The following is a 23691-nucleotide window of genomic DNA, read 5'->3' as shown; positions in this document are numbered from 1 at the left end:
TTGCATGATGAGTGAACAAAAGAAGATTTTAGAAATAAAACATCTGCATACCCACTTTTTTACTGATGATGTGGTGGTAAAGGCCGTAGATGATGTGTCATTAGTTCTTGAAGAAGGATCTACTCTTGGTATTGTAGGAGAATCAGGGAGTGGTAAAAGTGTAACAGCTTTATCGGTTATGAATTTGCTTATGGGAACGAAAGGTAAAGTTGTGGAAGGTGAAATTCTCCTTAATGGTGATGATATTGTTCACATTCCTGAAGAGAAGAAACGGGAACTTAGAGGCGGACGAATCTCTATGATTTTCCAAGAACCTATGACAAGTTTAAATCCAGTTATGACTATTGGAAATCAACTTATCGAATGTATTAAAAATCACGAAAGTTTGTCCAAAAAGGAAGCTTATGATAGAGCTCGTAATATTTTAGAAATGACTGGAGTACCTCGAGTAGATAAAATGATGAAAGAATATCCATTTCAACTATCGGGTGGACAACGTCAACGTGTTATGATTGCAATGGCTTTAATTTGTGAACCAGAGGTGCTCATTGCTGATGAACCAACGACGGCTCTTGATGTGACAATTCAGGCACAGATTTTAGACTTAATGAATCGACTAAAAGAAAAAATTGGCACGTCTATTTTATTTATTACTCATGATCTTGGCGTAGTAGCTGAAATTTGTGACCATGTAGCTGTTATGTATTGTGGACGCGTGGTAGAAACGGCTGATGTGTATTCTTTATTTGGCAATACAGCTCATCCTTATACACAGGGGTTATTGGCATCCATTCCTAAATTAGGAGAAAAAGTAGAAGAATTAACAGTGATTCCTGGTAATGTGCCTAATCCTAGACATATGCCGATAGGTTGCAAATTTTCACCGCGTTGTTCGTATGCATTTGAGCGTTGTTTTCAGGAAGAGCCGAGATTTTTTGAAGTGGCACCAGGTCATCTTAGCCGCTGTTGGTTAAATGAGCCTAACAGATTAAAGCCATGCGAGGAAGTTTTGCCACAGCCCATAATGTTTCATGGGGATACTTATGAAGAGGTTACTCAGACTCTTATGAGAAACCAAGAGGTTCAATATAAATTAAGTCATGAAGGAGCTGAGGCATGATGGGAGGAAAAAATGTTACTTTACAGAATGAAGTAAAGAAAGACATACTCACAGTAGAGAATTTAAAAATCTATTATCCCTTAGCTAGCGAAAGTTTTTTTGGCAAAGGGGGTGTTGTAAAGGCTGTTGATGGTGTAAGTTTTACTATTCGAGAGAATGAAGTCTTTGGTATTGTAGGCGAGTCTGGTTGTGGGAAATCTACTCTAGGGCGTGGTTTGTGTCGTTTAGATCCTATTACAGAGGGCCATGTAGTGCTTGATAGTCAAGATATTTCTAATTTTGATCGTAAGCGAATGCGACCTATTCGTAAGACAATTCAAATGATTTTTCAAGATCCGTATGCTTCGTTGAATCCCCGGATGAGTGTATTTGATATTATTGCTGAACCAATTCGTATTTATAACTTGGCTAAAGATGATAAAGAGTTAGAGCAGCGCGTAATTGATTTATTACGTCGTGTAGGCCTTGATTCCTATCATGCGAATCGGTATCCTCATGAGTTTTCTGGAGGACAGCGCCAACGTATTGGAATTGCCCGCGCGTTGGCAGTGGAACCAAAACTTATTATTGCAGATGAACCTGTATCAGCCCTTGATGTATCGATTCAAGCACAAGTGTTGAATCTCTTGAATGAATTGAAAAAGGATTTAAATCTTACTTATATTTTTATAGCTCATGATTTAAGTGTAGTAGAATATATCAGTGATCGTATTGGGGTTATGTATTTGGGTACTTTTGTAGAAGCGGGAGATAAAAATAAGATTTATAAGAATCCGCTTCATCCTTATACACAAGCTTTACTATCTGCTGTTCCAATTGCAGATCCAACATTAAAGAGGAAACGTATTATTTTAGAAGGAAGCATTCCATCAGCGACGAATCCACCATCGGGTTGTAAATTTCATACACGTTGTCCTAAATGTATGTCTATTTGTGAAACTGTTGTTCCAGAACGATATGAACCAAGCCCTGATCATTATGTATATTGTCATTTGTATGATGATAAAATGGGATATAAAAATGATTAAGGAGCGATATATATGAAATTATTTATTAGTGCTGATATAGAGGGATGTGCTGGTTGGGCATTTCGTGAAGAGGGGCATGTGGGTGAATTTGGTTATGACAATTTGCGTAGACAAATGACACGAGAAGTTCGCCTTGCTTGTGAGGTTGCACATGCAACAGGAGCTAAAGAAATTGTTGTAAAAGATGGGCATGGCGGGGCCAATAATATTGATCCCTTGAAGATGCCTCATTATGTGACATTGATTCGAGGCAAAAGTGGACATCCTTATAATATGATGGTTGGTCTGGATAGTAGCTTTGATGCAGTAGCATATATAGGCTATCATGCTGCATCAGGGGATGTAGGGTTTAGTGGGAGTCATACTTCTACAGGACAGAGTTTGTATATTCGACTCAATGGAGCAGTGCTCAGTGAATGCATGCTTAATTCTTATACCGCTTTGAGTATGGGGGTACCACCTATATTTCTTGCAGGGGATAGAGCTATATGCGAGCAAGCTACTAGGTTTTTGCCCTTTATAGAAACAGCGGAAACAAAACATGGTGTGGGTGGTGCTACCTATTGTGAATCACCGGTTATTGTTGAAGAGCGCATTAAAGACCGGTTAAGTCGTGCTATTAGGAAGTGGCAGGAAATATATAAAAAGCAGAGCTATAAAATTCAATGGCCAGAATCATTTACTTATGAAGTGACTTTTAAAGATTGGCAGCGAGCCTATAAAATGTCTTTTTATCCAGGTATGGAACAAGTTGATGATTTTACAATTCGTTTAATCAGTAAATCTTGGCTTGATATTATTACGGCTCATAGCTTTATTGTGTATTAAGGCTAGGACGTGAATAGAAAAGTGCGATATGTAGGACTAATATTGTGAACGGAGGGAGATTTATGAAGGTAGAGCTGGTTCGTGATTTAAGCAATGCTTTTGGTCCTAGTGGCTTTGAGGAAGATGTAGTGCGTGTTATAGCAAAATATACTAAAGATTATTCAATTACTCATGATGCTATGCTTAATACGTATATTAAAAGACCTAAAGATAAAGGAAAGAATATAGTTGTTCAATTAGATGCTCATTTAGATGAATGTGGATTTATGGTTCAGTCTATATGTGATGATGGGACCTTATCTATTGTTACTCTAGGTGGTTTTCATCCGACTAATTTACCAGCTCATACGGTATTAGTACGTAATAGAAAAGGCGAACTTCATCGAGGTATTATTGCGGCAAAGCCAGTTCATTTCATGACGGAGCAGGAACGAATATCTCAACAAGTTGTTGTTGAAAATTTGAGGGTTGATGTGGGGACAACAAGTCGAGAGGAAACTGAAAGAACTTTCAGTATTGCGCCTGGCGATCCTATAGTACCAGAAGTCATATTTGATTATAATGAACATACGGGTGTTTGTTTTGGTAAAGCTTTTGATAATCGTGTTGGTTGCGCCTGTATCATTGATACTATGGATAAAGTATTTACAGGGGGAGCAGAGCCACAAGTAGTGACTGTTGTAGGTGCTTTTGCAGCACAAGAGGAAGTTGGCATGCGTGGGGCCAAGGTCACGGCCCAAGTAGTAAAGCCTGATTTAGCCATTGTGTTTGAAGGATCTCCAGCAGATGATTTCTTTGTGGCACCATTGCAAGCACAAGGGCAAATGAAAAAAGGCGCACAAATTCGCTTATTTGATAAAAGTTATATTTCTAATATTGCTTTTGTAGAAGTGGCTGAGAAAGTTGCAAAAGAGTTACAGATTCCTATACAAAAAGCGGTGCGTCGTGGTGGTAGTACCAATGCAGGGGTTATTAGTTTGACTGAAAAAGCGGTGCCAACCTTAGTTATTGGAGTGCCATCACGTTATGTGCATTCTCATTATAATTATTGTGCTCTTAGTGATTTAGAGGCTGCTTCTAATTTAGCCACCGCTGTAATTAAGGCACTTGATGAAGATACAGTTCGACATATTTTACGGCAGGATGTATTAGGTTAAGAGATTATAATGTAAGATTAAAATAAGAGTATAAGCATTAGAGCATTATATTATTAATAGTCTTGGTTATGAAAATACAGAAGTGATAGTTTCTATAATTATTGAATATTTTTGGAGTGCTGAAGTGATATTTTTGTTGTACATATGGTATCCATGATTTCTTCATAACTATATCGTAAAATATAAATATAGTTAGTTAACAAAGGGAGGAATTACCATATGAAAATAAATACAATTTTAAAACGTGGTTTTATAGCCACTAGTTTATTAGCTGTAGTAGGTACTCCATTATTGAATGATACAGCGAAAGCAGCACCGAATGCTAATGCGAATAGTAATGCAAAATACCATGCAAATTATAATTCTGGTAATGATAAACAGAATCTTGAATGGCAAGCGCTTATTATTGAGCAATTGTTGCGTGGTAATTTAGATTCTATTAATGAACAGATTAATAATCAATTACAAATACAAAATGAAAAAGCAGATAAAAAGCAACAAGCTGATGTAAAGGAAAAAGAGGTTAAGGGTGAATTACCAATGACTTTGACATCTAAAGCTAATTTACCAGCTTCATATAAGAAAGCTTATATTCAAGATAATTTTACTGATGTATCTCGTTATGTGTTGGATACAGGGCTCGTTAATTCAGCCTTTAAGTTATATGTTCAACCGATTCGGGTAGATAATGACACTCTTGAGTTGGTTAGTTATGGCTTCTTAACGGATGATACGTCTGATGTATTTGCTCGTTATATGGCATATGATTTAAATACAGATACAGTATATTATAGTAAATATCGTTTATATTATGATGCTAATACGTTGAAAACGACAGATGTAGAATCTTTTGATACGGTAGAAGTAGAACATTTACCTGTTGTTCATGATGTAATGGAACGGTTAGCGACTGAAGTAGGCTATCGTAAATAGTAAATTGAAATTAATAAAAAATCCTTGGATAACCAAATGATAGGAGGTAGTCCAAGGATTTTTTTATTTAGTTAGAGTTTCACTTAATTTAAAATTTGACTATTTATAGACTTTAGCAGAGTAAACTGGACATAACATATCAAGTATAGTGTAGTAGAGTGATTGTACTTGCTATGAAAAGTAGTAACAAAATGTTTATATTTGTAGTGAAGAAAGGATTTTTAATGTAATGTTTAATACTTAAGGGTGATGATTATGAAAAAGTATTCGATGGAACATGTAATGAGGTTTGTTGTTTTTAGTATTCTTGGTATTATTATATTTTTCATACCTATAACGATTGGTGGTAAGTCCACAATTCCCTTGGATCATGTGGTTTCTTACATCTTGAAAATTCCGTATTTTCAGGAGATATATGGCGGACTTTTAGTCGTCATCGGTGCAGTGCTTCCTTTTATTACTAGAACGTGGAACAAAAATACCACAACGACTATTTTTTCAGTGTTAAATATTTTAGCCATTCCCTTTGTCTATATGGCGTTGATGAAAACCGGGCCAGATTTTCTGATGAATAAAGATGTAATTCCATTTATTTACTCTAAAATCGTAGTTCCTGTAGTTACTATCGTGCCTATTGGGGCTGCCTTTCTTGCACTTTTAATTAATTATGGTCTTATGGAATTTGTCGGTGTATTTATGAGACCGATTATGCGGCCGTTATGGAAAACGCCAGGACGTTCGGCGATTGATGCGGTGGCTTCTTTTGTAGGTAGTTACTCGGTGGCTTTATTAATTACGAATCGTGTATTTAAAGAAGGCAAGTATACAGCTAAAGAAGCTGTAGTTATAGCAACAGGTTTTTCAACGGTATCGGCAACGTTTATGATTATTGTGGCGAAGACTCTAAATTTGGTGGATATATGGAATCTATATTTCTGGGCTACAGTTATAGTTACTTTTTTAGTAACAGCTGTAACAGCTCGTATATATCCAATTAGTAAAAAGGCGGATGCATATTATCAAGGGGTACAAGGTAATGTAGAAAAAGCCGTGATACATGATAAATTTAAAGTGGCCTTTGAAGAAGCGATGGAAACGGCGTCTCAAGCAGAAGGTATTTTTATTGGCACTTACCATCATCTGCGCGATGGTCTCAATTTAGCATTTAAGATTGCGCCGTCTTTGATGGCGATTGGTGTTCTTGGCATTGTTATTGCGAACCATACGCCTGTATTTAATATATTAGCTTATTTATTATATCCTTTTACTTTTGTGACTGGATTTGAAGAACCATTTTTAGTGGCAAAAGCGTTATCCTTAGGGATTGCTGAAATGTTCTTGCCAGCGGTCCTAGTTACAAAATTAAGTTTTGAAGTTAGAATGCTAGTTGCTATTACTTGCGTTTCAGAAGTATTATTTTTTTCGGCATCTATTCCTTGTATGATGGCTACGGAAATTCCTATTAAATTAAGTGATTATTTTATTATTTGGTTTGAACGGGTCGCTTTGTCTATATTAATTTCTATACCAGTGATATATGCTGTTAAACTAATTATGTAGTATTATTTCAAAAGAGGATTAAAAGAGAATCGGTAAAAGAAACTAAACCGCACCATAGAATTTGGCTCTATGGTGCGGTTTGTTTAATTCATTATATGTAATCTTGGGATTGAGCAATCTAGGTGTTTATTTTGAAAAATCAACCGTAATGCCAAGAGCTTTTGCAATACCTTCGCCATAGGCTGGATCACATTGATAACAATGTTTAGCATGGCGTTCTTTGATGAAGTCAGGTACACCATTCATGGCGCGTGCTGTATTTTCAAATAAAAGTTGTTGCTGTTCTGGTTTCATGAGACGGAATAATTTGCCTGGTTGTGTATAAAAATCGGAATCATCTTCATAGAAGTCATATTGATAAGCTGGTCCAGTCACATCAAGAGGAGGCTCTTTAAATTCTGGTTGATTAGCCCATTCGCCATGGCTATTTGGTGCATAACCAATAGTGCTACCGTGATTTCCATCTACACGGCCTTGTCCATCACGGTGGTACATGTTAACAGGGCATTTAGCAGCATTAACGGGAATTTGATGATAGTTAGTACCTAGGCGATAACGTTGGGCATCAGCATAAGAGAATAAGCGACCTTGTAACATTCTATCTGGTGAGAAACTGATACCAGGTACGATGGTAGATGGTGCAAAAGCCGATTGTTCTACATCTTGGAAATAGTTTTCTGGATTGCGATTTAATTCCATAACACCGACTTCGATGAGCGGGAATTCATCATGATACCAAACTTTGGTTAAATCAAATGGATTGTATGGCATTTGTTTAGCTTGCTCTTCGGTCATAACTTGAATACAAAGTTTCCATTTTGGAAAATCGCCTTTTTCAATGGCTTCGAATAAATCGCGTTGATGACTTTCACGGTCGTTAGCTACTAATTTAGCCGCTTCTTCGTCGGTTAGATTTTCAATGCCTTGTTGGCAAATCCAATGGAATTTTACCCATACACGTTCATCATTGGCATTGATTAGGCTATACGTATGGCTACCAAATCCGTGCATATGACGATAGGAGGATGGAATGCCACGGTCACTCATGACAATGGTGACTTGATGAATGGCTTCAGGTAGGCTCGTCCAGAAATCCCAGTTTGCAGCGGCATCACGAAGATTAGTTTTTGGATTGCGTTTTACAGCACGATTTAAGTCTGGGAATTGTAATGGATCACGAATAAAGAATACCGGTGTGTTATTTCCTACTAAATCCCAGTTACCTTCTTCCGTATAGAATTTAACAGCAAAGCCACGAATATCACGTTCTGCATCGGCGGCCCCACGTTCACCGGCTACAGTAGAGAAACGAACAAATAAATCCGTCTTTTTACCGATTTCTGAAAAAATCTTAGCTTTTGTGTACTTAGTAATGTCATGAGTTACGGTAAATGTACCAAAAGCACCAGAACCTTTAGCATGCATGCGACGTTCAGGGATAACTTCACGAGCAAAGTGACCTAGCTTTTCCATAAGCCAAACATCTTGCATTAATACAGGGCCTCGTTTACCAGCCGTCATACTGTTGTTATTATCCGGTACGGGTGCCCCAAAGGCAGTGGTTAATTTTTTCTTGTCACTCATTTTGTCTGTCCTCCTTAGTACTTACTAGATTTTTTGTACACTTATAATGGATAATTATTATCCGTTGTTTAGATTTATTATATCACTAAAATTTTCAATGTACAATGGATTATGCAAAATAAGTAATGAGAAGGTGATTGATTTAAAATTTGAAATTAAATTCGGTGCGATAATAGTTTCCTAATGATTTGCCATCTTTTGTTTTACTATTAAAGCCATAAAACGCAGAAATACCAAAATTCTTTTCAATAGCATAATTAGTTGATACTAACCAGCCTTTATAATCTCGTAACCAAGCTTGAGCATATCGTGATGTAAATATAGGAGAATTAATATCTTCATTGAAATATTGTAATTTTAAATCCCAAGAATCTTGTTTTAATATATTGTAGTTGCCATAGGTTATTCCTGCAACCCAAGCCGAACTATTATCAAAATCTTTTGCTGTAAGCCATTCGCCATCTACTGCAAGGAATTTATTTATACCTATTTTAGTGGCAATTCCATAGAAGTCAGTATTAATATTTTTATTCCCAAAAAGATAGTAAGCTGAAAGGTTGACTTTTTTAGCAACACTTTTTCGTAGTTGTAAGATGGTTAGTGTAGGATTTTCATCGGAGGATAAATTCGGTATAATTTTAGTTCGTTTATCATTTCGTGTAGCAGGGAATGTACTAGCATAGAAGGAGGTTAGTGCACCATATCCTACTTCGAATTGAAGATCCTTATCGGTATAGGAACTTAGTATACCATCAAATGGTTCATTGCTATATGCAAGTCCTTCGCCTAAGCGTAATCCTGTTCTGCCTAATGCCAGTTGAAAATTCTTAGTAAATGAATGGGTAATAGCTATTCTGTCAAAGTCTATATCTGAGTTGTTTGCATTTCCAAATTCTGGGTCTCCTTTGGTGTTACCGGTTCGTAAACGGATAATAGCAGTGGTATTTTTATTAATTTTTGAATCAAATTGAATACGGGCGCGATAATCAAATTTTGATTTGTAGTTATTTTTGAAGACCCCTTTATTTTCACTACCTCTGTAACGGATGCGCATATCACCAGATATTTTGGTATTGCCAATATTTGACTCTAAGTTTTGAATTTTAATACCTAGATTATTTAGCTCTGAATTAAATTCAGCTGATAATTTATTAATTATAGATAATTGTTCTGCATTTGCTTTTTCTTGATGTGCTAAGGCCTTAGCAATCATTTGAGCCATTTCATAGCGAGTAATTTTTACATCACCTTTGAAGGTTTGATTTGGATAACCTGTTATGATACCTTCTTTTGCAAGTTGAGTTATAGCTTGATAAGACCAATTATTAGGATGTATATCGGTAAAAGGATTTGTGGCTGAACTAGTGGTAGTGGTTAATATAGCAGTTAATAGGGTTGTCGTAAATAAATTTTTCTTCATGGCGGTTACTCCCTTTTAATCAAAGTATTAGAATTTAGTATTAATTAGAAGGTAGTAACAGTAAGTAGTTATAGTTGGAGTATAGCATTAATTACTGATTATGAAAATAAAATAATAGATATTATAATTTTTTTGAATTATTATGATTAAAAGTAAAGGATAACGTTTTCCATACTATCGCGTTTTGTAAGGTATAGTGAATAAAAAATAAATAAATAATTCATTAACTATGAGTATAAAGCATGATAAAAATGATTGACATATATCGTTTGAAGGTGTATCTTGTAATTAAGGATTACGGAAAACGTTTTCCGTAATGTGATAAGTAAAAACCGGTTTTAAGTAGTAATAGTAAGTAGAAATTGTTTTCATAAGAAAGAAAAGGGCGTGTAAATTATGTTAAATGACAACTGGAAAGGTTTAAATCCTGCAATTATGATTCCTCTTAATGATGATTATTCTATTAATGAGAAAGAACTTCGCAACTATGTAGAATGGTTAATTTCTCATGAACATATTACAGGTCTTGTTACTAATGGACATACTGGTGAAATTGGTGGCTTTACTCGTGAAGAACGCGCTCGTATTACTAAAATCGTTGCTGATCAAGCAAAAGGTCGTGTTCGAGTTATCTCTGGTGTTAGTGCTGAAGGTACGATTGATGCGATTGAAGATGCTAAAGCTGCACAAGAAGCTGGTGCTGATGGAATTTTATTAATGCCTCCTCATGTATGGTTACGCTTTAGTATGAAACAAGAATCAGCAATTCAGTTTATTAAGGATGTAGCTGATGCGATTGATATTGGCATTGTAATTCATTTATATCCTGCTAACTCTAAAGGTTTTTATCCTGTGCAAACATTATTAGAAATGTGTAAAATTCCTAATGTTAAAGCTATTAAAATGGGTACTCGTGATGAAGCCCTTTATGAACGAGATATTCGAATTCTACGTGAAAAGGCACCTCATGTAATGTTGTGGACTTGCCATGATGAATATATTTGTACGTCATTATTGAACCCAGGTATGGATGGTGCTCTAATTGGTTTCTGTGGTTGTGTACCAGAAGCTATTAATAATATGTATCAAAAAGTATTAGAAGGTAACTTGGCTGAAATTCGTAAAGCAAATGAACCAGTTCAGCGCATGTCTGCCGCTATTTATGGTACTGGTGAACCTACAGGTGAAGCGCATGCACGTATGAAAGAAGCTTTATATCAACGCAAAGTATTTAGCTCTCCATTAATGCGTAAACCATTGGTTCCATTATCTCAAGAAGAAAAAGATAGTGTAGCAGAAGCTATTAGACTTGGGAATGTAAAAACTGTTGATTTAGTATAAGACAACATTAGAGTATTCACCAAGTGACTTTCATAATTTTATAGTATATTAGTAAACATGCAAGCAATAGTTAGAGGAGATAACTGAATAGAGTCTATCTCCTCTATTTTTGTAAGTCCATATGGTGAATGTATTCATTAAAATATGGAGAGATAATATGGCTAATGTAATCGTAGATGGGAAAGAAGTTAGAAAGTTAAGCTTTTTTGAATTGTTGAAAAAAGTAGGGCCGGGAATCATTCTTACGGGAGTTGTTATTGGTCCTGGGAATATAACCATGTCAGCAATGTTAGGTGCGAATTATGGTTATAGTATGGTTTGGTTAATTTTACCAATTATGTTCATGGGAATAGCATTTATGATTACCTCTTATAGAATTGGAATGTTAACTGGAATGCCTATTATTCATGCTATACGACATTATTATGGCAAATGGGCAGCTATTGTGGCTGGTGTAGCTACGTTTTTATCTTGTTTTTTCTTTACTCTTGGAAATATTACTGGTACAGGTGCAGGCATGCAGTTAATTTTTAATATCAATTGGAAATTAGGTGCATTGATTATGCTAGCTGTTTTAATGTATTGTTATTTTTCTAAAGGGGTGTATAGTAAAGTTGAAAAGGGCATATTAATCTGCATTTTAGCTATGATTGTTGCCTTCTTTGCTACTTTAGGAGCTGTAGGGGGGCCTGATTGGGGCGAATTTGGTTATGGTTTATCCCATTGGACCATTGCAACAGGAAGTTTAGCAACTGCTTTAGGTTATATTAGCACTAATGCATCTGTAACTGCAGGGGTGTATGGTACTTATTTAGGCCTTGAAAAGAAATGGAAAAAAGAAGATTTATTTAATGGTACAATGTTGGCTGATTCAGTGGTTCATGTTGTAAGTGTCATTTTGATTTCTGGCGCAATTGTGTTAGTTGGTGCCATTGTATTACATCCGCAAGGCCTAACTATTAAGCAGCCAGCACAACTTGCAGAATTATTAACGCCTTTTATGGGAGAAGCGGCTAAATATATGATGGGGGTAGCATTGTTAGGAGCCGGCTTTTCATCTTTATTAGGTAATACTCAACGAGGTATGGTATTATTAAATGCTGGATTTGATAAAGCTGTAGGCTTGGAAAGTAAACCAATTAAATGGGGCTGTTTTATTTGTATTGTTATTGCGACAATAATTTGTTTCTTGTATGATGGCTCACCAACACAACTAATTTTTATTGCTAATGTTGCAACTGCTATTGCTACGCCATTTGCAGGTTTTTTTATGACATTGATGATTTTTAGAAAAGATGTAAATGCAGGGTATGGGATACCACGGCTTCTTCAATTTTCTATGTTAATTAGTTATCTTTTTGTTTTAGTTATTACAGGATTTGCAATAGCAAAAATGTTTTAAATTTTTTTACTTCGGGTTATAATAATTATATATAGTTGTTATTAGAAACTTTGTTATTCATTGGATTCTAAGCAGTTTATAATAAAATACACTCATTAGAGTGTATTTTATGCTATTACAGAATTGAGGTAAAATTATGGCTTATTCCATAGAAGATGTTGCTAGAGAAGCAGGTGTGTCGATTACTACAGTATCTCGAGTTATTAATAATTCAAGTCACGCTGTTTCAGAACAAACTCGAAAAAAAGTTGAAAAAGCAATAAAGAAGTTGGATTATAAGCCTAATATTTCAGCTCAGACTTTACGTCAACCATATACAAATGTTATTGCCTTTATTGCTCGAGATTTATCAGATGCATATTATGGAGAAATGGCAAGAGGAATTACAGAAGCGGCTATAAAACAAGGTGTTTTATCTTTTGTATGCAATACAGGACGTAAAACAGATGATGAAATGCGTTATCATGAGTTATTTAATCAGTATCGTATTCGAGGACTAATATTAGGTGGTGGGGGCTTTAATACGGAACAGTATCGCAAGACTTTGAGTGAAGAAATTGAAAAATATAAATCTCGAGATTTGAGAATTATTGCGTTGGCTCCACAAGGTGTTGATATTGACTCAGTTATGATTGATAATGTTGATACTGCAAGGAGAATGACGGATTATTTATTATCTTTGGGGCATCAAACTATTTTATATGTAGGTGGACCTGCTAATGTATGTACGGTACAAGAGCGTTTAAAGGGGTATAAACAAGCATTAGAACATCATAATATTAAGATTAATGAAAATTTAATTGTTCATACAGATAATACTTGGTCTGGTAGTTATGAAGTAGTTCAAAAGGTATTAGCAAAACCTTCATTTACTGCTATATTTTGTGATAATGATAATGTAGCATTGAGCGTTATGAGAGCTGTTAAAGATCATGGATTAAGAGTGCCGGAAGATATATCGGTTGTAGGTATTGGAGGATTGCCTAATAGTCAATATTCTTCACCTATATTAACGACTATGAAAATTCCTTTATATGAAATTGGTGTAAAGGCAGTAGAAAGATTATTAACACCCAAAGAAATGCCAAACGTTATTGAAAGGTTTGAGTTTCCTACAGAGCTTCAAAAGGGAAATAGTGTAAAAGCAATAAAGTAATAGTAATTTAGTAGAATAAGGCTGTAGTAAGTATATGACATATATTTACTACAGTTTTAATTTTTGTTAGCGATATATAAAGAACTTAAAATATGATTGATTATATATCGCTTTTATCATTTACATTTTATTTTTATATAGTATGATTAAGTTATAATTATTTTTGATTTGAATGTAGGAGTATAGAAAATAAGATGCGGTATAAAAAATATATTTTTAGTGTTTTATTAACCGTTTGGTGTTTTATGATACCTAGTTTAGTTCAAGGGGAAACTGAACAGATTACTATTTTTGGTGATCATGGACAGTTGGCTGCTGTAGTACAAACACCTGATAATCGCGAAACCTATCCGATGGTCATTCTTATGCATGGATTTTCTGCTAACAAAGATTATAAACTATTAGAGCTAATTGCGAATGATTTAGAAAAAGAAGGCATTGCCTCTATTCGTTTTGATTTTAATGGTCATGGTGATAGTGAAGGCCGTTTTCAAGATATGACGGTACTTAATGAAATTGAAGATGCAAAGCAGGTATATGCATATGTAAAACAATTACCTAATGTGACGAATATATCTTTGATTGGTCACTCGCAAGGTGGCGTAGTAGCTAGTATGTTGGCTGGTGAATTGAGTCAAAAGGAAGGTTCAACAGCTATTCAGAGTTTAGTTTTATTAGCGCCAGCAAGTAATATTAAAGATGGAGTATTAGGAAGTGGTACTTTTGGAATTCAATTTAATGTTGAGACCATGCCAGAATATATTGAATTACCTAGCGGACTTCGAGTAGGTCGTAATTATTTTAAAGCGGCGTATAATTTACCAATTTATGAAACGGCAAAGCAGTATACAGGTCCTGTAAAAATTATTCATGGTACTCAAGATGAAATGGTACCTACGCGCTATGGTAAACAGTTTGCAAACATTTATAATAATGTAGAGTTAGAAATTCTTGAGGGTTATGACCATGAATTTACACAAAATATGCCCGCAGTGGCAGATAAAGTGACTAAGTTTATTGTAAATTCGCACGTCGCAAAGGAAAATAATGTAGTTACTAATAATCAATTGATTTCTTGGTGGGAGATATTGAAGCAGTGGGTGTATGACTTAATAATAACTGGTATATAAATTATTAAATTTAGAAATAGAGAGTTTAAAAATGAGTGATAAAAATAAGAAGATAGAAAATGCTGTTCGAGAATATCTTGATAAGAAGGATACAAAATATTCTATTTTAATCCATGGGGAGTGGGGAAGTGGAAAAACGTATTATTGGTTTAACCATTTAAAACCCTTGATAGAAGATCATTATATTAGATTGTCTTCTGCTGATCATAATCCTATAGTTGAAGGTAAGAATAAGTATAATCGAATTTATTATGTATCATTAAATGGATTAAAGTCGGTAGAAGATATTCAAGAGAAGTTGTTTTTTTCATTTTTTAAATCGTACTCTAAAATAATTGAAAAAGGTAATCAGTTTATAAAGCTTTTTACGAATATAATTGGAAAGGCGAAAAGTTTGGTGCCTTATGGAGAGATTTTAGGAGAAGTGTTGAGTTTTAGTCCCAGTCAAATTATGGAGATTGTTGATTTTAAAGATACGATTATACTTTTTGATGATTTAGAAAGATATAGGGATGTAGTTGGGGTTTTAGGATTTATAAATAATTTGGTCGAGCATAAAGGATGTAAAGTAATTATTTTAGGAAATGAAAATGAAGTTAGGGACACCGATAAAACCTCAGAAAAGGATTTTTATTATAGAATTAAAGAAAAGACTATTGGAAAAACGTTGTTTTTTTATCCTGATGAGGATATGATTTTAGCCAATTTAATCGTAAAACAAGATGCTGATGTACAAGTTTTTTTAAATAAATATAAAAAATTTATAGAAGAATGTATGATTAGAGGCGCTAAGAAAAATTTTAGAATTTTGGATAATATTTTTTCTGATTTTAGTTATATTTATAAAAGTATAAACGATGAAGAGCTGAAAGATTCTGCTCTAGAAGCTCTTTTTAAATATTTATATTCTATTAGTATGGAAATTAACACGGCGGGTGAAGTTTCTAAAGAATTAAGATATTCTTATTTAAAGGAATTATTGAATGAACCATTAGGTGTGCGTTTAATTGAAGAACAGTTTAGAAAAGAGACGAATGGTCAGCAGGAAATTCAACATGATAATTATAAAAAAAAGTTTGAGAGAATATATTATCCATATGGATTAGATTTAAAGGAGCAATTTCAATCAATATATAATTATTTGGCAGAAGGGATTTTGGATGAAGAGCTATTAAGAGTTGAGCTTTCTAGATATAAAGATGAGTTAGTGTCAGGCCAAAATATTTTGTTATATGGCTCATATTGGGAGTTATCCGATTCAAAGTTCAAAGAATTAATAGAAGTGCAGTTAATTACTGACATAGAAAATGGTAAGATTGGTTTAGGAATAATATTGTCTATATTATCGTATATTATATTTTTTCAATTTAGAGGATTGTTGGGAAAATCTAGTGAAGAAATGGAAAAAATATTTACTACTGGATTAAATAATATAGAGGCGTCGATTGAATCGAAAGATTATAATGGGGGGATTTATTTTGATAGAAGAATAAATAAACCTGAAAGTATACTTAAAGAGCGAAGTGATTTAAATAGTTTATATATTACAGTAGAAGCTAGAGTAAAAAAACTAATAAGAAAAGCTATATTGAGTCAAGTAGAAAGTAATAATGAAAGATTTTTAGTATTGTTAGATTCTGATGTAAATGAAGCATTTAAGATATTATACAAAAATTTTGAATTGTTAAGTAGCTCTATTGAAATGAGAAATGAATTGTTCTATAAGTTGAAAAAAGAAGAGTTATGTGAAACATTATTAAGATTAAAGAATGTTGAGTTAAATAGGTTTAATAGATATTTAAAAAATTATTTTGAACAATATATAGCTGATGAAAAACTCCAAAGTTATATATTTTTGAAAGAATTTGCTGAATATATTCTGAGGCAAGTTGAGGAGAGGGAGGAAAATAAATTATCTTCATTTTTATTAAAACAATTGGCACAAGATATATTAGATAAATGGAGCAGATTTTATTGAAATAATTTAAATCTAATATTCATTATTCTCTTTCTCGCCTTTGATGCTATAATATATCTACCGTACACAAACGGATATTTACGTAATCAAGTAAGCATAGAGAAAAGAGGAGAGACTATGAGTTTACATTTATGGGAACAGGTGGCGGCTTGGAAGTCGTCAAAATATCGTTTTGTTGATTTAACACATGAGTTAAGTCCTGAAACGCCACATTGGTGGGGCTTTCAACCATTAAAAGAGACTGTGCTTTATGATTATCCAGAGAATAAAAAAGAAGGTGATACTTGGACCGCAGCACCTATGCAGATTAAGGAATATACAGTAGTGGGGCAATATGGAACCCATGTTGATGCACCGATTCATTTTGATCCTAAGGGGCGGACCCAGGATCAACTTCGCGTTGAAGAAATGGTATATCCTTTAGTTGTTATCGATAAGTCGCATGAGGTAGCACAAAATCCTGATTATGAATTATCAATTGAAGATATTTTAGCTTTTGAAGCTAAATATGGCCGTATTCCTGAAGGTGCTTTTGTAGCTTTCCGGACTGATTGGTATAAACGGCCTGCTAATGATTTTGAGAATAAAGATGCTGAAGGAAAGCCACATTCTCCTGGTTGGCCGATTCCTACCTTAGAGTTTTTGGTAAAAGAGCGTAATATTGGGGCCATTGGTCATGAGACCGCAGATACAGATGCAGCGATTCGAGCGTTTCAACCTGACAGCCATCCTTTGCCGGCTGAACAATATATTTTATCGCAAGATAGGATTCAAGTTGAAGTGTTAGCTCATTTAGATGAGTTGCCACCAGTAGGAGCGATTATTTTCGTAACTTTTCCACGATTAAAAAATGGTACAGGCTCTACAGCGAGAGTATTTGCGTTAGTTGAAAATTAATAATTTGTAATCAAACAGCCCCCACGGCCTAAGCCGTGGGGGCTGTTACTAATAGCGAGCAATGCATACAACGGTTACACTTGCTCATTGGCTATATTATCTTATTTCTTTTCAGGTTGAGCTGCTTCCGTATCAGTGTTTTCGATGATTACATCAGTTTTCTGGAATTCGTTAGCACTTTTTACTTTAGCATTCTGCCAAGTAGCCGCAATTTTAGCATCTTCTACTTTTTTCTGTTGTGCTTCAACAGGTGTGATAGCGATGTCAGGTTTGTTCTTTAATTGGTAATTGCGGTTAGCAAGGTTAGCGACTACGTTTTCTAGGGCAGCATCAGCTGTGTTAGGTTGGATTGCATGACCAGCGCCATTTGCATTGGTTGTACTCTGAATGGTTTCAGAGTTGTTAGGGTATACATCTTTCTGATAGGTATACATGGTGTTGTTAGTAAAGTCTAATTTATAATTAACAACATCAGTAAGACCTGTGTTAGGGTTTACAGCCGCAGCCTGGAAGTTTGCTGTATCAGTATTTACATCATAGTTGATGGACTGTACATTTACGCGAGTTGTGTAATCTTTATCAGAATGTACCCAGTACCATTGATCAGCTGGCAATGTTTTAGCAGAAGCGACACCTGCTACTGTTGCGAATGCTAAACCTAAAAGTAATGTTTTCTGTAATTTCATAATATCTATTCTCCCTTCAAAATGAACATCAAATTGAATATCGATTTTTATCTATATTTAGATTATAGCACAAAAAGGACAGAAATTTCAAGGGAATGGACGAAAAAAATAATTTTTAACAATTTAATTGTTATATTTATTAGTAGTTAACAGAGTTGATTATAATAAATTTATGTGAGTGTAAGAGAAAATATCTAAAAATTTTTATAATAAAATTCTTAAATTGAATACTCATTTCCTTTGCTATTCTAAAAATGTATAGCGTATATGATTTAAATGATATTTACTCTAGCGCATATTAAATTTTACTGTTATTATAAAATATGGAAGAATATCTATCATATGGAAGTTTCTCTTTGCGATACTTATAGAGTTATAAAATGATGGCTTAATAATAGTAATATATATATTTACATTTTTATTTTTAGCTATTCTGATATATATACTTATTTATGTAGCATGTATTAACAAAGAGAGTATTATTCTTGCCTTGTATTTTTAATATATTAATTAAAAGGATTGAATGTAGATTTTGATAATTAGAATAAAAGGAAGATTTCAACAGACTGGCGATGTTGATAGAAAGGATGTGTAGAATGCGAGAATTTCGTTGTGATTCAGAGGCTATGAGAAAAGGGTATTTGGCATTAGCTGCGCAAGTAAGCAAAGCCATTGAAAAAGGGACGTTGTCCGTATATGATACACTTCAACTCGTAGTCATCGATGATGTAGTTGTTAATTGGTATGGTAAGGATCCATTTCACGGGCGATATTATGAAAAACCAGATGATGTGTTATTGCAGATGGTGGGACAGGCTCGTTATGAATTTGAAAAGCCTTATTTTGAAGAACATAGTGCGAGTACTTTAGCTGAATTAGCAATTAAGAAACCTACGCCTAAAAAGGCAAAACCTGTAGTGGACCAAGTATTTACGGATAGTGAAGCAGCCAAATTATGGGAAGTTGGTTTGACGGCTGTTATTAAAGCTTGCCAAGGAACAGGGCTTAATTGCTTTAATGAAACGGAATGTAGGGAAAGCGATGGTACTTTCTTGATTAGTGAAGCGGGGATGACACGCCTTTTTGGCGAACGTTTAGACGATCAAGGGATGAGTATCGTTTTCATGCATATTGGCTCTGAAGAAGCTATGTTGGTACGTTCCAAGTTGCGTAAGATTTATGAGGCTAAAGTTGGTAGTAAAGCCGAGTCGGCATTACATATACGACTAGGTGAGATTGTTACCTCCTCTGTAAAAGCGATTGCTAATGGGCATACGGTAGAGTTGTTGCGCATTATCGAAGACGCTGCTAAAGAAGTAGGTATCACATCGAAAGTAGCGCGTGTGGTTACTGATTTTAGACGACATAATCGAATTGTCTGGGCTTATCTTTTTACATTAATAGATAGTGATGAACTTGAAGTATGGCGTAATATTGGTGAAATTACAGATACCAGTGCTTTGGTACAGGCTTTACAAGAGGCTGGTGTTACTGCAACTGATAGTACTGCTGATAAAACGGCGCAACCTATAGCGGCGGTTACTTCACAAACCATAGCTGAGCGATCACGGCACAATCCGTTACTTACCAGTTATGATGATGAAATATTAGATGAACATGGTTTAAAAGCAGAACGTCGCGAATGGGATCAATCTAATAATGAATATGGGCAAGTAAATGAAGCGGCATTAACTGAAGATATATCGTATGAAGATTTAATGGCTAATGTCATTGAAACAGATTTGACAGATTTAATTAGCAAAGAACAGAAGAAATAATAGGAATCGTTAGAGATAGTATTCAATCGAAGTTTATATATGTTTTTAGGTTATACTTAATTAAATAATTAAGTAATTAATACTGTTTTTAAGGGTATTCATAATATAAAAGAAGATAAGAGGTTATAAAGTAGTAGCTACAATGCGACTTTATGACCTCTTTTTTGATTATTTGAGTGGTATGTGAAATTGGTATGAGGGATTGTCATTTGTAGCTTGAAAAAAAGAGTAACATATGAAAGAATATATTTATAATATATTTTCTTAAGTAGTTTATTAAGTGCGAGGAGCGGATAATATGTCAGAATTAAGATGGAATCCATTGCTCGGCACATGGACGATGGTCGCATCAAACCGTAAATTGCGTCCCAATATGCCAAAAGATTGGTGTCCGTTTTGCCCTGGTGAAGGGAAAAAGGTGCCTTCAGAGTTTACTGTGTATGCCTATGATAATGATTTTCCGGCGTTGACCCAACATCCAGAAGCACCTTATTGGGATGGTGGTTTTTATAAGAGCGCAGAAAATTATGGCAAGTGCGAAGTTATTTTATATTCACCACGACATAATGTGAAGTTTTATGACTTATCGGTCGCTCATATTGTGGAATTACTCGATTTGATTGCTGATCGTTGTACAGCACTGAGTGCTGATAAACGAATTAAATATGTGTATCCTTTTGAAAATAAAGGGGAAGCGGTGGGCGTGACGATGCCACATCCACATGGCCAAATTTATGGGTATCCATTTGTGCCACAGAAAATCGAGACAGAACTTCACAATTGTAAAGCTCATTATGAAAAGCGGAAACGTTGTTTGCTTTGCCAGATGACTGAAGAAGAGAAAGATTCGGGCAAACGCATTGTAGCAGAAAATGATAGCTTTGTAGCGTATATTCCATTCTTTACAGATTATCCATATGGTGTATTTGTTGTTTCTAAACGCCATCTGGGGATGCTTTCTGATTGTACGGCAAAAGAACGGGAAGACTTAGCACGTATTTTAAAAGTGGTAACGCAAGCGTTTGATGAATTATTTAAAGCTCCTTTCCCGTATATGATGGTGTATCATCAGAGGCCTGTGAATAGTCCTGAATATAACAAAGCGAAAGATTATTATCATTTCCATATTGAGTTTTACCCACCATTTAGAGAAGCGAATAAGATTAAATATTATGCTTCGTCTGAAATGGGCGCTTGGGCCGCTGCGAATACTAGTGCTGTAGAAGAAACGGCACCGGTACTGCGCCAGTTAGTTAATCAAATTTTAGAAAAGGAAGATATGAATAATGAATAAAGAGGAACTAATAGCTAAATTTATTGAGCAATTCGGAGATACTGGAAAGCCCATTGATTGCTATTTTGCCCCGGGGCGTGTGAATATTATTGGTGAACATCAAGATTATAATGGTGGTCATGTCTTTCCCGCAGCCTTAACCTGTGGGATTTGGGGAGCTATGCGTCTACGGGACGATTCAAAGGTTCGTCTCTATTCGGAGAATATGGAAACGACGGTTGTCGTTGATGTTAATGATGAATTAGTCTATGATGTGGCTCGTGATTGGGCCAACTATCCATTAGGCATTATTGATTTTCTAAAAAAAGAAGGTCATCATTTACCAGGTATGGATCTATTTTTCTCTGGTAATTTACCTGCTGGGGCTGGCTTGTCTTCGTCTGCTTGCATTTTAGATTTAACGGGCTATATGCTATGGAGCCATTTAGGACTCACACCAATTGACCGTACGAAGCTGGCTGAAATGGCACAACAGGTCGAATATAATTTTGTTGGTGTTAAGGTTGGCATTATGGATCAATTTGCTATTAGTCATGGTAAAGAAGGTCATGGTGTATTGTTAGATTGTACGGGCATGGAATTTAAGCATGTGCCACTTAATTGGGGTGATTATCACCTTATTATTATGAATACGAATAAAAAGCGTGGGTTGGTAGATTCTAAGTTTAATGAACGTAAAGCGGAATGTGATGCTGCTTTAGCAGAGATTCAAAAACATCATCCGCTGACAGGTTTATCGCTTGGTACAGAAGCTGACTTAGAACTGATAGCTGATGATGTATTACGTCGCCGTGCTCGTCATGCGATTACTGAAAACCTTAGAGTGTTAGCTTTTATAGAAGCCTTGCAGGTCGGTGATACAGCGAAGATTGCCGAGATTATTACGGCGTCTCATACATCTTTGCGCAATGACTATGAAGTTAGTGGGGTAGAGTTAGATACTATTGTGGAGATTGCACGGAAACAGCCTGGCTGTTTGGCTTCTCGCATGACTGGTGCGGGCTTTGGCGGTTGCGCTATTGCTTTAGTTGCCAGTGAAAATGTGGCCGCTTTTAAAGCGAATGTGCCTAAATTATATGAAACAGCCATTGGGACAGAGCCTACTTTATATGATGCTGAAATTGGTGATGGCGTATATACTTTGTAAATACCTGAGGAGGTGAAGGGATGCAATCTAAGCAGGTATTGAGTAATGATGAAATTATATTAAATTACATACGCCGTAATGGGTCGGTTTCCAAGGCTATTATTGCGAGAAATACGGGGATAACGCCACCGACGGTGACGAATATTTGCAATACCTTAGCAGATAAAGGATTAATCTATGAAGATCGACAAGAACGCAGTGCTTTGGGCCGCCCCTCTATGCTCTTGAAATTTAATGAGCAAAAAGAGATGCTTCTTATCATTCATGTACGGACTCACAATGTAGTTTGTTATGTTGTGCAATCTGGTGGTGTGATTCTACATCAAATGAAGCAATCTATTATTGGCTTAACCGTAGAAGCAATTTTGAATACTATTTATCGTTGTGCAGAAGATATTATTGAAGATATGCGCTGGACTATTGCTGCTATTGGCTTAATTTTGCGAGGCCCCGTAGATTCAAAGAAGGGTATTTCTATTTATTCCCCTAATGGTAAGTGGACTAATATTCCTTTTAAATATATTTTAGAAGAACGTTTTCAGTTACCTACCTATGTAGAAAATGATGTGCGATGCTTGTCGACTGGCGAATATTATTATGGCAGTGGTAAGGGCATTGAAAATTTATTAGTATTAAAGTTTAGCTATGGTTTAGGGGCATCGTTAATTTATCATGGTTCCTTATATCGTGGGTATAATGATTATGCTGGCGAAATTGGCTATTCGGTGATTGATATTGATGAAGCTAAAAGTAATGTATTCACTCGTTTAGAAGAGGTGGCTTCAGAAACAGCGATTCGTGAATATGTATTGGCTGAGATTAAGAAAGGGCGTTTATCAAAAGTAGCGACTAATCAAGACATCTTGGCGGATGCGTTTCGTGTAGAGCCTATTTATGAAGCGGCTGTGGAAGGCGATGAAATTTGTCTAGAAGCATTAAACCGAGTGGGTAAATATTTAGGGATTACTTTAGCTAATTTATATAATATGATTAATCCGCAACGGATTATATTAAGTAGTGCAATGGGGAATGCGGTAGGCACTATGGATCCTATATTACGGACTGTATTAGAGAAGAATTTACATCGCGCGCAGGCGGTGGATTTAGTTTACTCTGGTAATGGTAGTTATTATACCTTGTTGGGAATGGTAGATATTGTAAGTAGTCGACGCGCCAGTGAAGTATGGCTTAGTGGTGGTCGTTGAGGTGTATGACTGATGTTCTTAGGTGGGCATTTAGTTATGTGTGAAGT

Annotated in this window: 19 protein-coding genes; 16 read left to right on the top strand and 3 right to left on the bottom strand. The window is 35.3% G+C overall.

Annotated elements, in window-relative coordinates; genetic code table 11:
• Window positions 1-4: 4 nt before the first annotated feature.
• The 6 genes from DYE54_RS05660 to DYE54_RS05635 all read left to right on the top strand — a co-directional run bounded on the left by DYE54_RS05660 (window position 5) and on the right by DYE54_RS05635 (window position 6626).
• Window positions 5-1120 carry an ABC transporter ATP-binding protein gene (locus tag DYE54_RS05660; protein WP_245935696.1) on the top strand — a complete coding sequence of 372 codons (1116 nt, stop codon included), beginning with the start codon at window positions 5-7 and terminating at the stop codon, window positions 1118-1120.
• Window positions 1117-2148 carry an ABC transporter ATP-binding protein gene (locus tag DYE54_RS05655; protein ID WP_281267706.1) on the top strand — a complete coding sequence of 344 codons (1032 nt, stop codon included), beginning with the start codon at window positions 1117-1119 and terminating at the stop codon, window positions 2146-2148. The genes DYE54_RS05660 and DYE54_RS05655 overlap by 4 nt, the downstream gene beginning before the upstream one ends.
• Window positions 2149-2160: 12 nt before the next feature.
• A complete protein-coding gene (locus DYE54_RS05650; RefSeq protein WP_115310323.1) occupies window positions 2161-2976 on the top strand; it encodes a M55 family metallopeptidase in 816 nt (271 codons plus the stop codon).
• 62 nt (window positions 2977-3038) lie between these two features.
• Entirely contained in the window at window positions 3039-4133 is a 1095-nt protein-coding gene (locus DYE54_RS05645) for a M42 family metallopeptidase (RefSeq protein WP_115310322.1), read from the top strand.
• A gap of 219 nt (window positions 4134-4352) precedes the next feature.
• Window positions 4353-5066, top strand: coding sequence for a hypothetical protein (locus DYE54_RS05640; RefSeq protein ID WP_115310321.1), 714 nt, complete (start codon window positions 4353-4355; stop codon window positions 5064-5066).
• Window positions 5067-5321: 255 nt separating this feature from the next.
• A complete protein-coding gene (locus tag DYE54_RS05635) occupies window positions 5322-6626 on the top strand; it encodes a YjiH family protein (protein WP_218564756.1) in 1305 nt (434 codons plus the stop codon).
• A gap of 126 nt (window positions 6627-6752) precedes the next feature.
• Here the strand turns inward: DYE54_RS05635 and DYE54_RS05630 are convergent, their stop codons facing one another.
• Together DYE54_RS05630 and DYE54_RS05625 are read right to left on the bottom strand one after the other, a co-directional pair.
• Window positions 6753-8210, bottom strand: a complete 1458-nt coding sequence (locus tag DYE54_RS05630) for a catalase (RefSeq protein ID WP_115310319.1) — start codon at window positions 8208-8210, stop codon at window positions 6753-6755.
• Window positions 8211-8352: 142 nt separating this feature from the next.
• On the bottom strand, window positions 8353-9630 hold the full coding sequence (locus tag DYE54_RS05625) for an S-layer homology domain-containing protein (RefSeq protein WP_115310318.1): 1278 nt from the start codon (window positions 9628-9630) through the stop codon (window positions 8353-8355).
• A 396-nt stretch (window positions 9631-10026) separates the two neighbouring features.
• Between DYE54_RS05625 and DYE54_RS05620 the strand changes: the two genes are divergently transcribed.
• From DYE54_RS05620 to DYE54_RS05595, 6 genes are all read left to right on the top strand, one after another.
• The gene (locus tag DYE54_RS05620; protein WP_115310317.1) at window positions 10027-10971 is read left to right on the top strand and encodes a dihydrodipicolinate synthase family protein; all 945 of its coding nucleotides are present in this window, start codon (window positions 10027-10029) and stop codon (window positions 10969-10971) included.
• Window positions 10972-11128: 157 nt separating this feature from the next.
• Window positions 11129-12373, top strand: coding sequence for an Nramp family divalent metal transporter (locus tag DYE54_RS05615; protein ID WP_115310316.1), 1245 nt, complete (start codon window positions 11129-11131; stop codon window positions 12371-12373).
• A 136-nt stretch (window positions 12374-12509) separates the two neighbouring features.
• A complete protein-coding gene (locus tag DYE54_RS05610) occupies window positions 12510-13529 on the top strand; it encodes a LacI family DNA-binding transcriptional regulator (RefSeq protein ID WP_115310315.1) in 1020 nt (339 codons plus the stop codon).
• Window positions 13530-13723: 194 nt separating this feature from the next.
• Window positions 13724-14659 (top strand): alpha/beta hydrolase, encoded by a 936-nt coding sequence (locus DYE54_RS05605; protein ID WP_115310314.1) that lies wholly within the window; start codon window positions 13724-13726, stop codon window positions 14657-14659.
• Window positions 14660-14690: 31 nt separating this feature from the next.
• Entirely contained in the window at window positions 14691-16637 is a 1947-nt protein-coding gene (locus tag DYE54_RS05600; RefSeq protein ID WP_115310313.1) for a P-loop NTPase fold protein, read from the top strand.
• 117 nt (window positions 16638-16754) lie between these two features.
• On the top strand, window positions 16755-17534 hold the full coding sequence (locus tag DYE54_RS05595) for a cyclase family protein (protein ID WP_115310312.1): 780 nt from the start codon (window positions 16755-16757) through the stop codon (window positions 17532-17534).
• A gap of 101 nt (window positions 17535-17635) precedes the next feature.
• Here DYE54_RS05595 and DYE54_RS05590 read toward each other — a convergent pair whose 3' ends face one another.
• Window positions 17636-18220: a hypothetical protein gene (locus tag DYE54_RS05590; protein ID WP_115310311.1), complete on the bottom strand. Its 585-nt coding sequence runs from the start codon at window positions 18218-18220 to the stop codon at window positions 17636-17638.
• Window positions 18221-18816: 596 nt separating this feature from the next.
• On the opposite strand from DYE54_RS05590, the gene DYE54_RS05585 reads away from it, so the two are divergent.
• The 4 genes from DYE54_RS05585 to DYE54_RS05570 all read left to right on the top strand — a co-directional run bounded on the left by DYE54_RS05585 (window position 18817) and on the right by DYE54_RS05570 (window position 23644).
• On the top strand, window positions 18817-19998 hold the full coding sequence (locus DYE54_RS05585; protein WP_115310310.1) for a helix-turn-helix domain-containing protein: 1182 nt from the start codon (window positions 18817-18819) through the stop codon (window positions 19996-19998).
• A 298-nt stretch (window positions 19999-20296) separates the two neighbouring features.
• Complete coding sequence (galT, locus tag DYE54_RS05580) at window positions 20297-21292, top strand: galactose-1-phosphate uridylyltransferase (RefSeq protein WP_115310309.1); 996 nt, start codon at window positions 20297-20299, stop codon at window positions 21290-21292.
• Window positions 21285-22439 (top strand): galactokinase, encoded by a 1155-nt coding sequence (locus DYE54_RS05575; RefSeq protein ID WP_115310308.1) that lies wholly within the window; start codon window positions 21285-21287, stop codon window positions 22437-22439. The genes galT and DYE54_RS05575 overlap by 8 nt, the downstream gene beginning before the upstream one ends.
• Window positions 22440-22459: 20 nt before the next feature.
• Window positions 22460-23644, top strand: coding sequence for an ROK family transcriptional regulator (locus DYE54_RS05570; protein WP_115310307.1), 1185 nt, complete (start codon window positions 22460-22462; stop codon window positions 23642-23644).
• The last annotated feature ends 47 nt before the right edge of the window (window positions 23645-23691 follow it).

Origin of the sequence: Veillonella criceti (genome assembly GCF_900460315.1) — a bacterium.
Classification (GTDB): Bacteria; Bacillota; Negativicutes; order Veillonellales; family Veillonellaceae; genus Veillonella_A; species Veillonella_A criceti.
The sequence above is the reverse complement of the archived record's forward strand: the minus strand, read 5'-3'. Positions and strand labels throughout refer to the sequence as shown.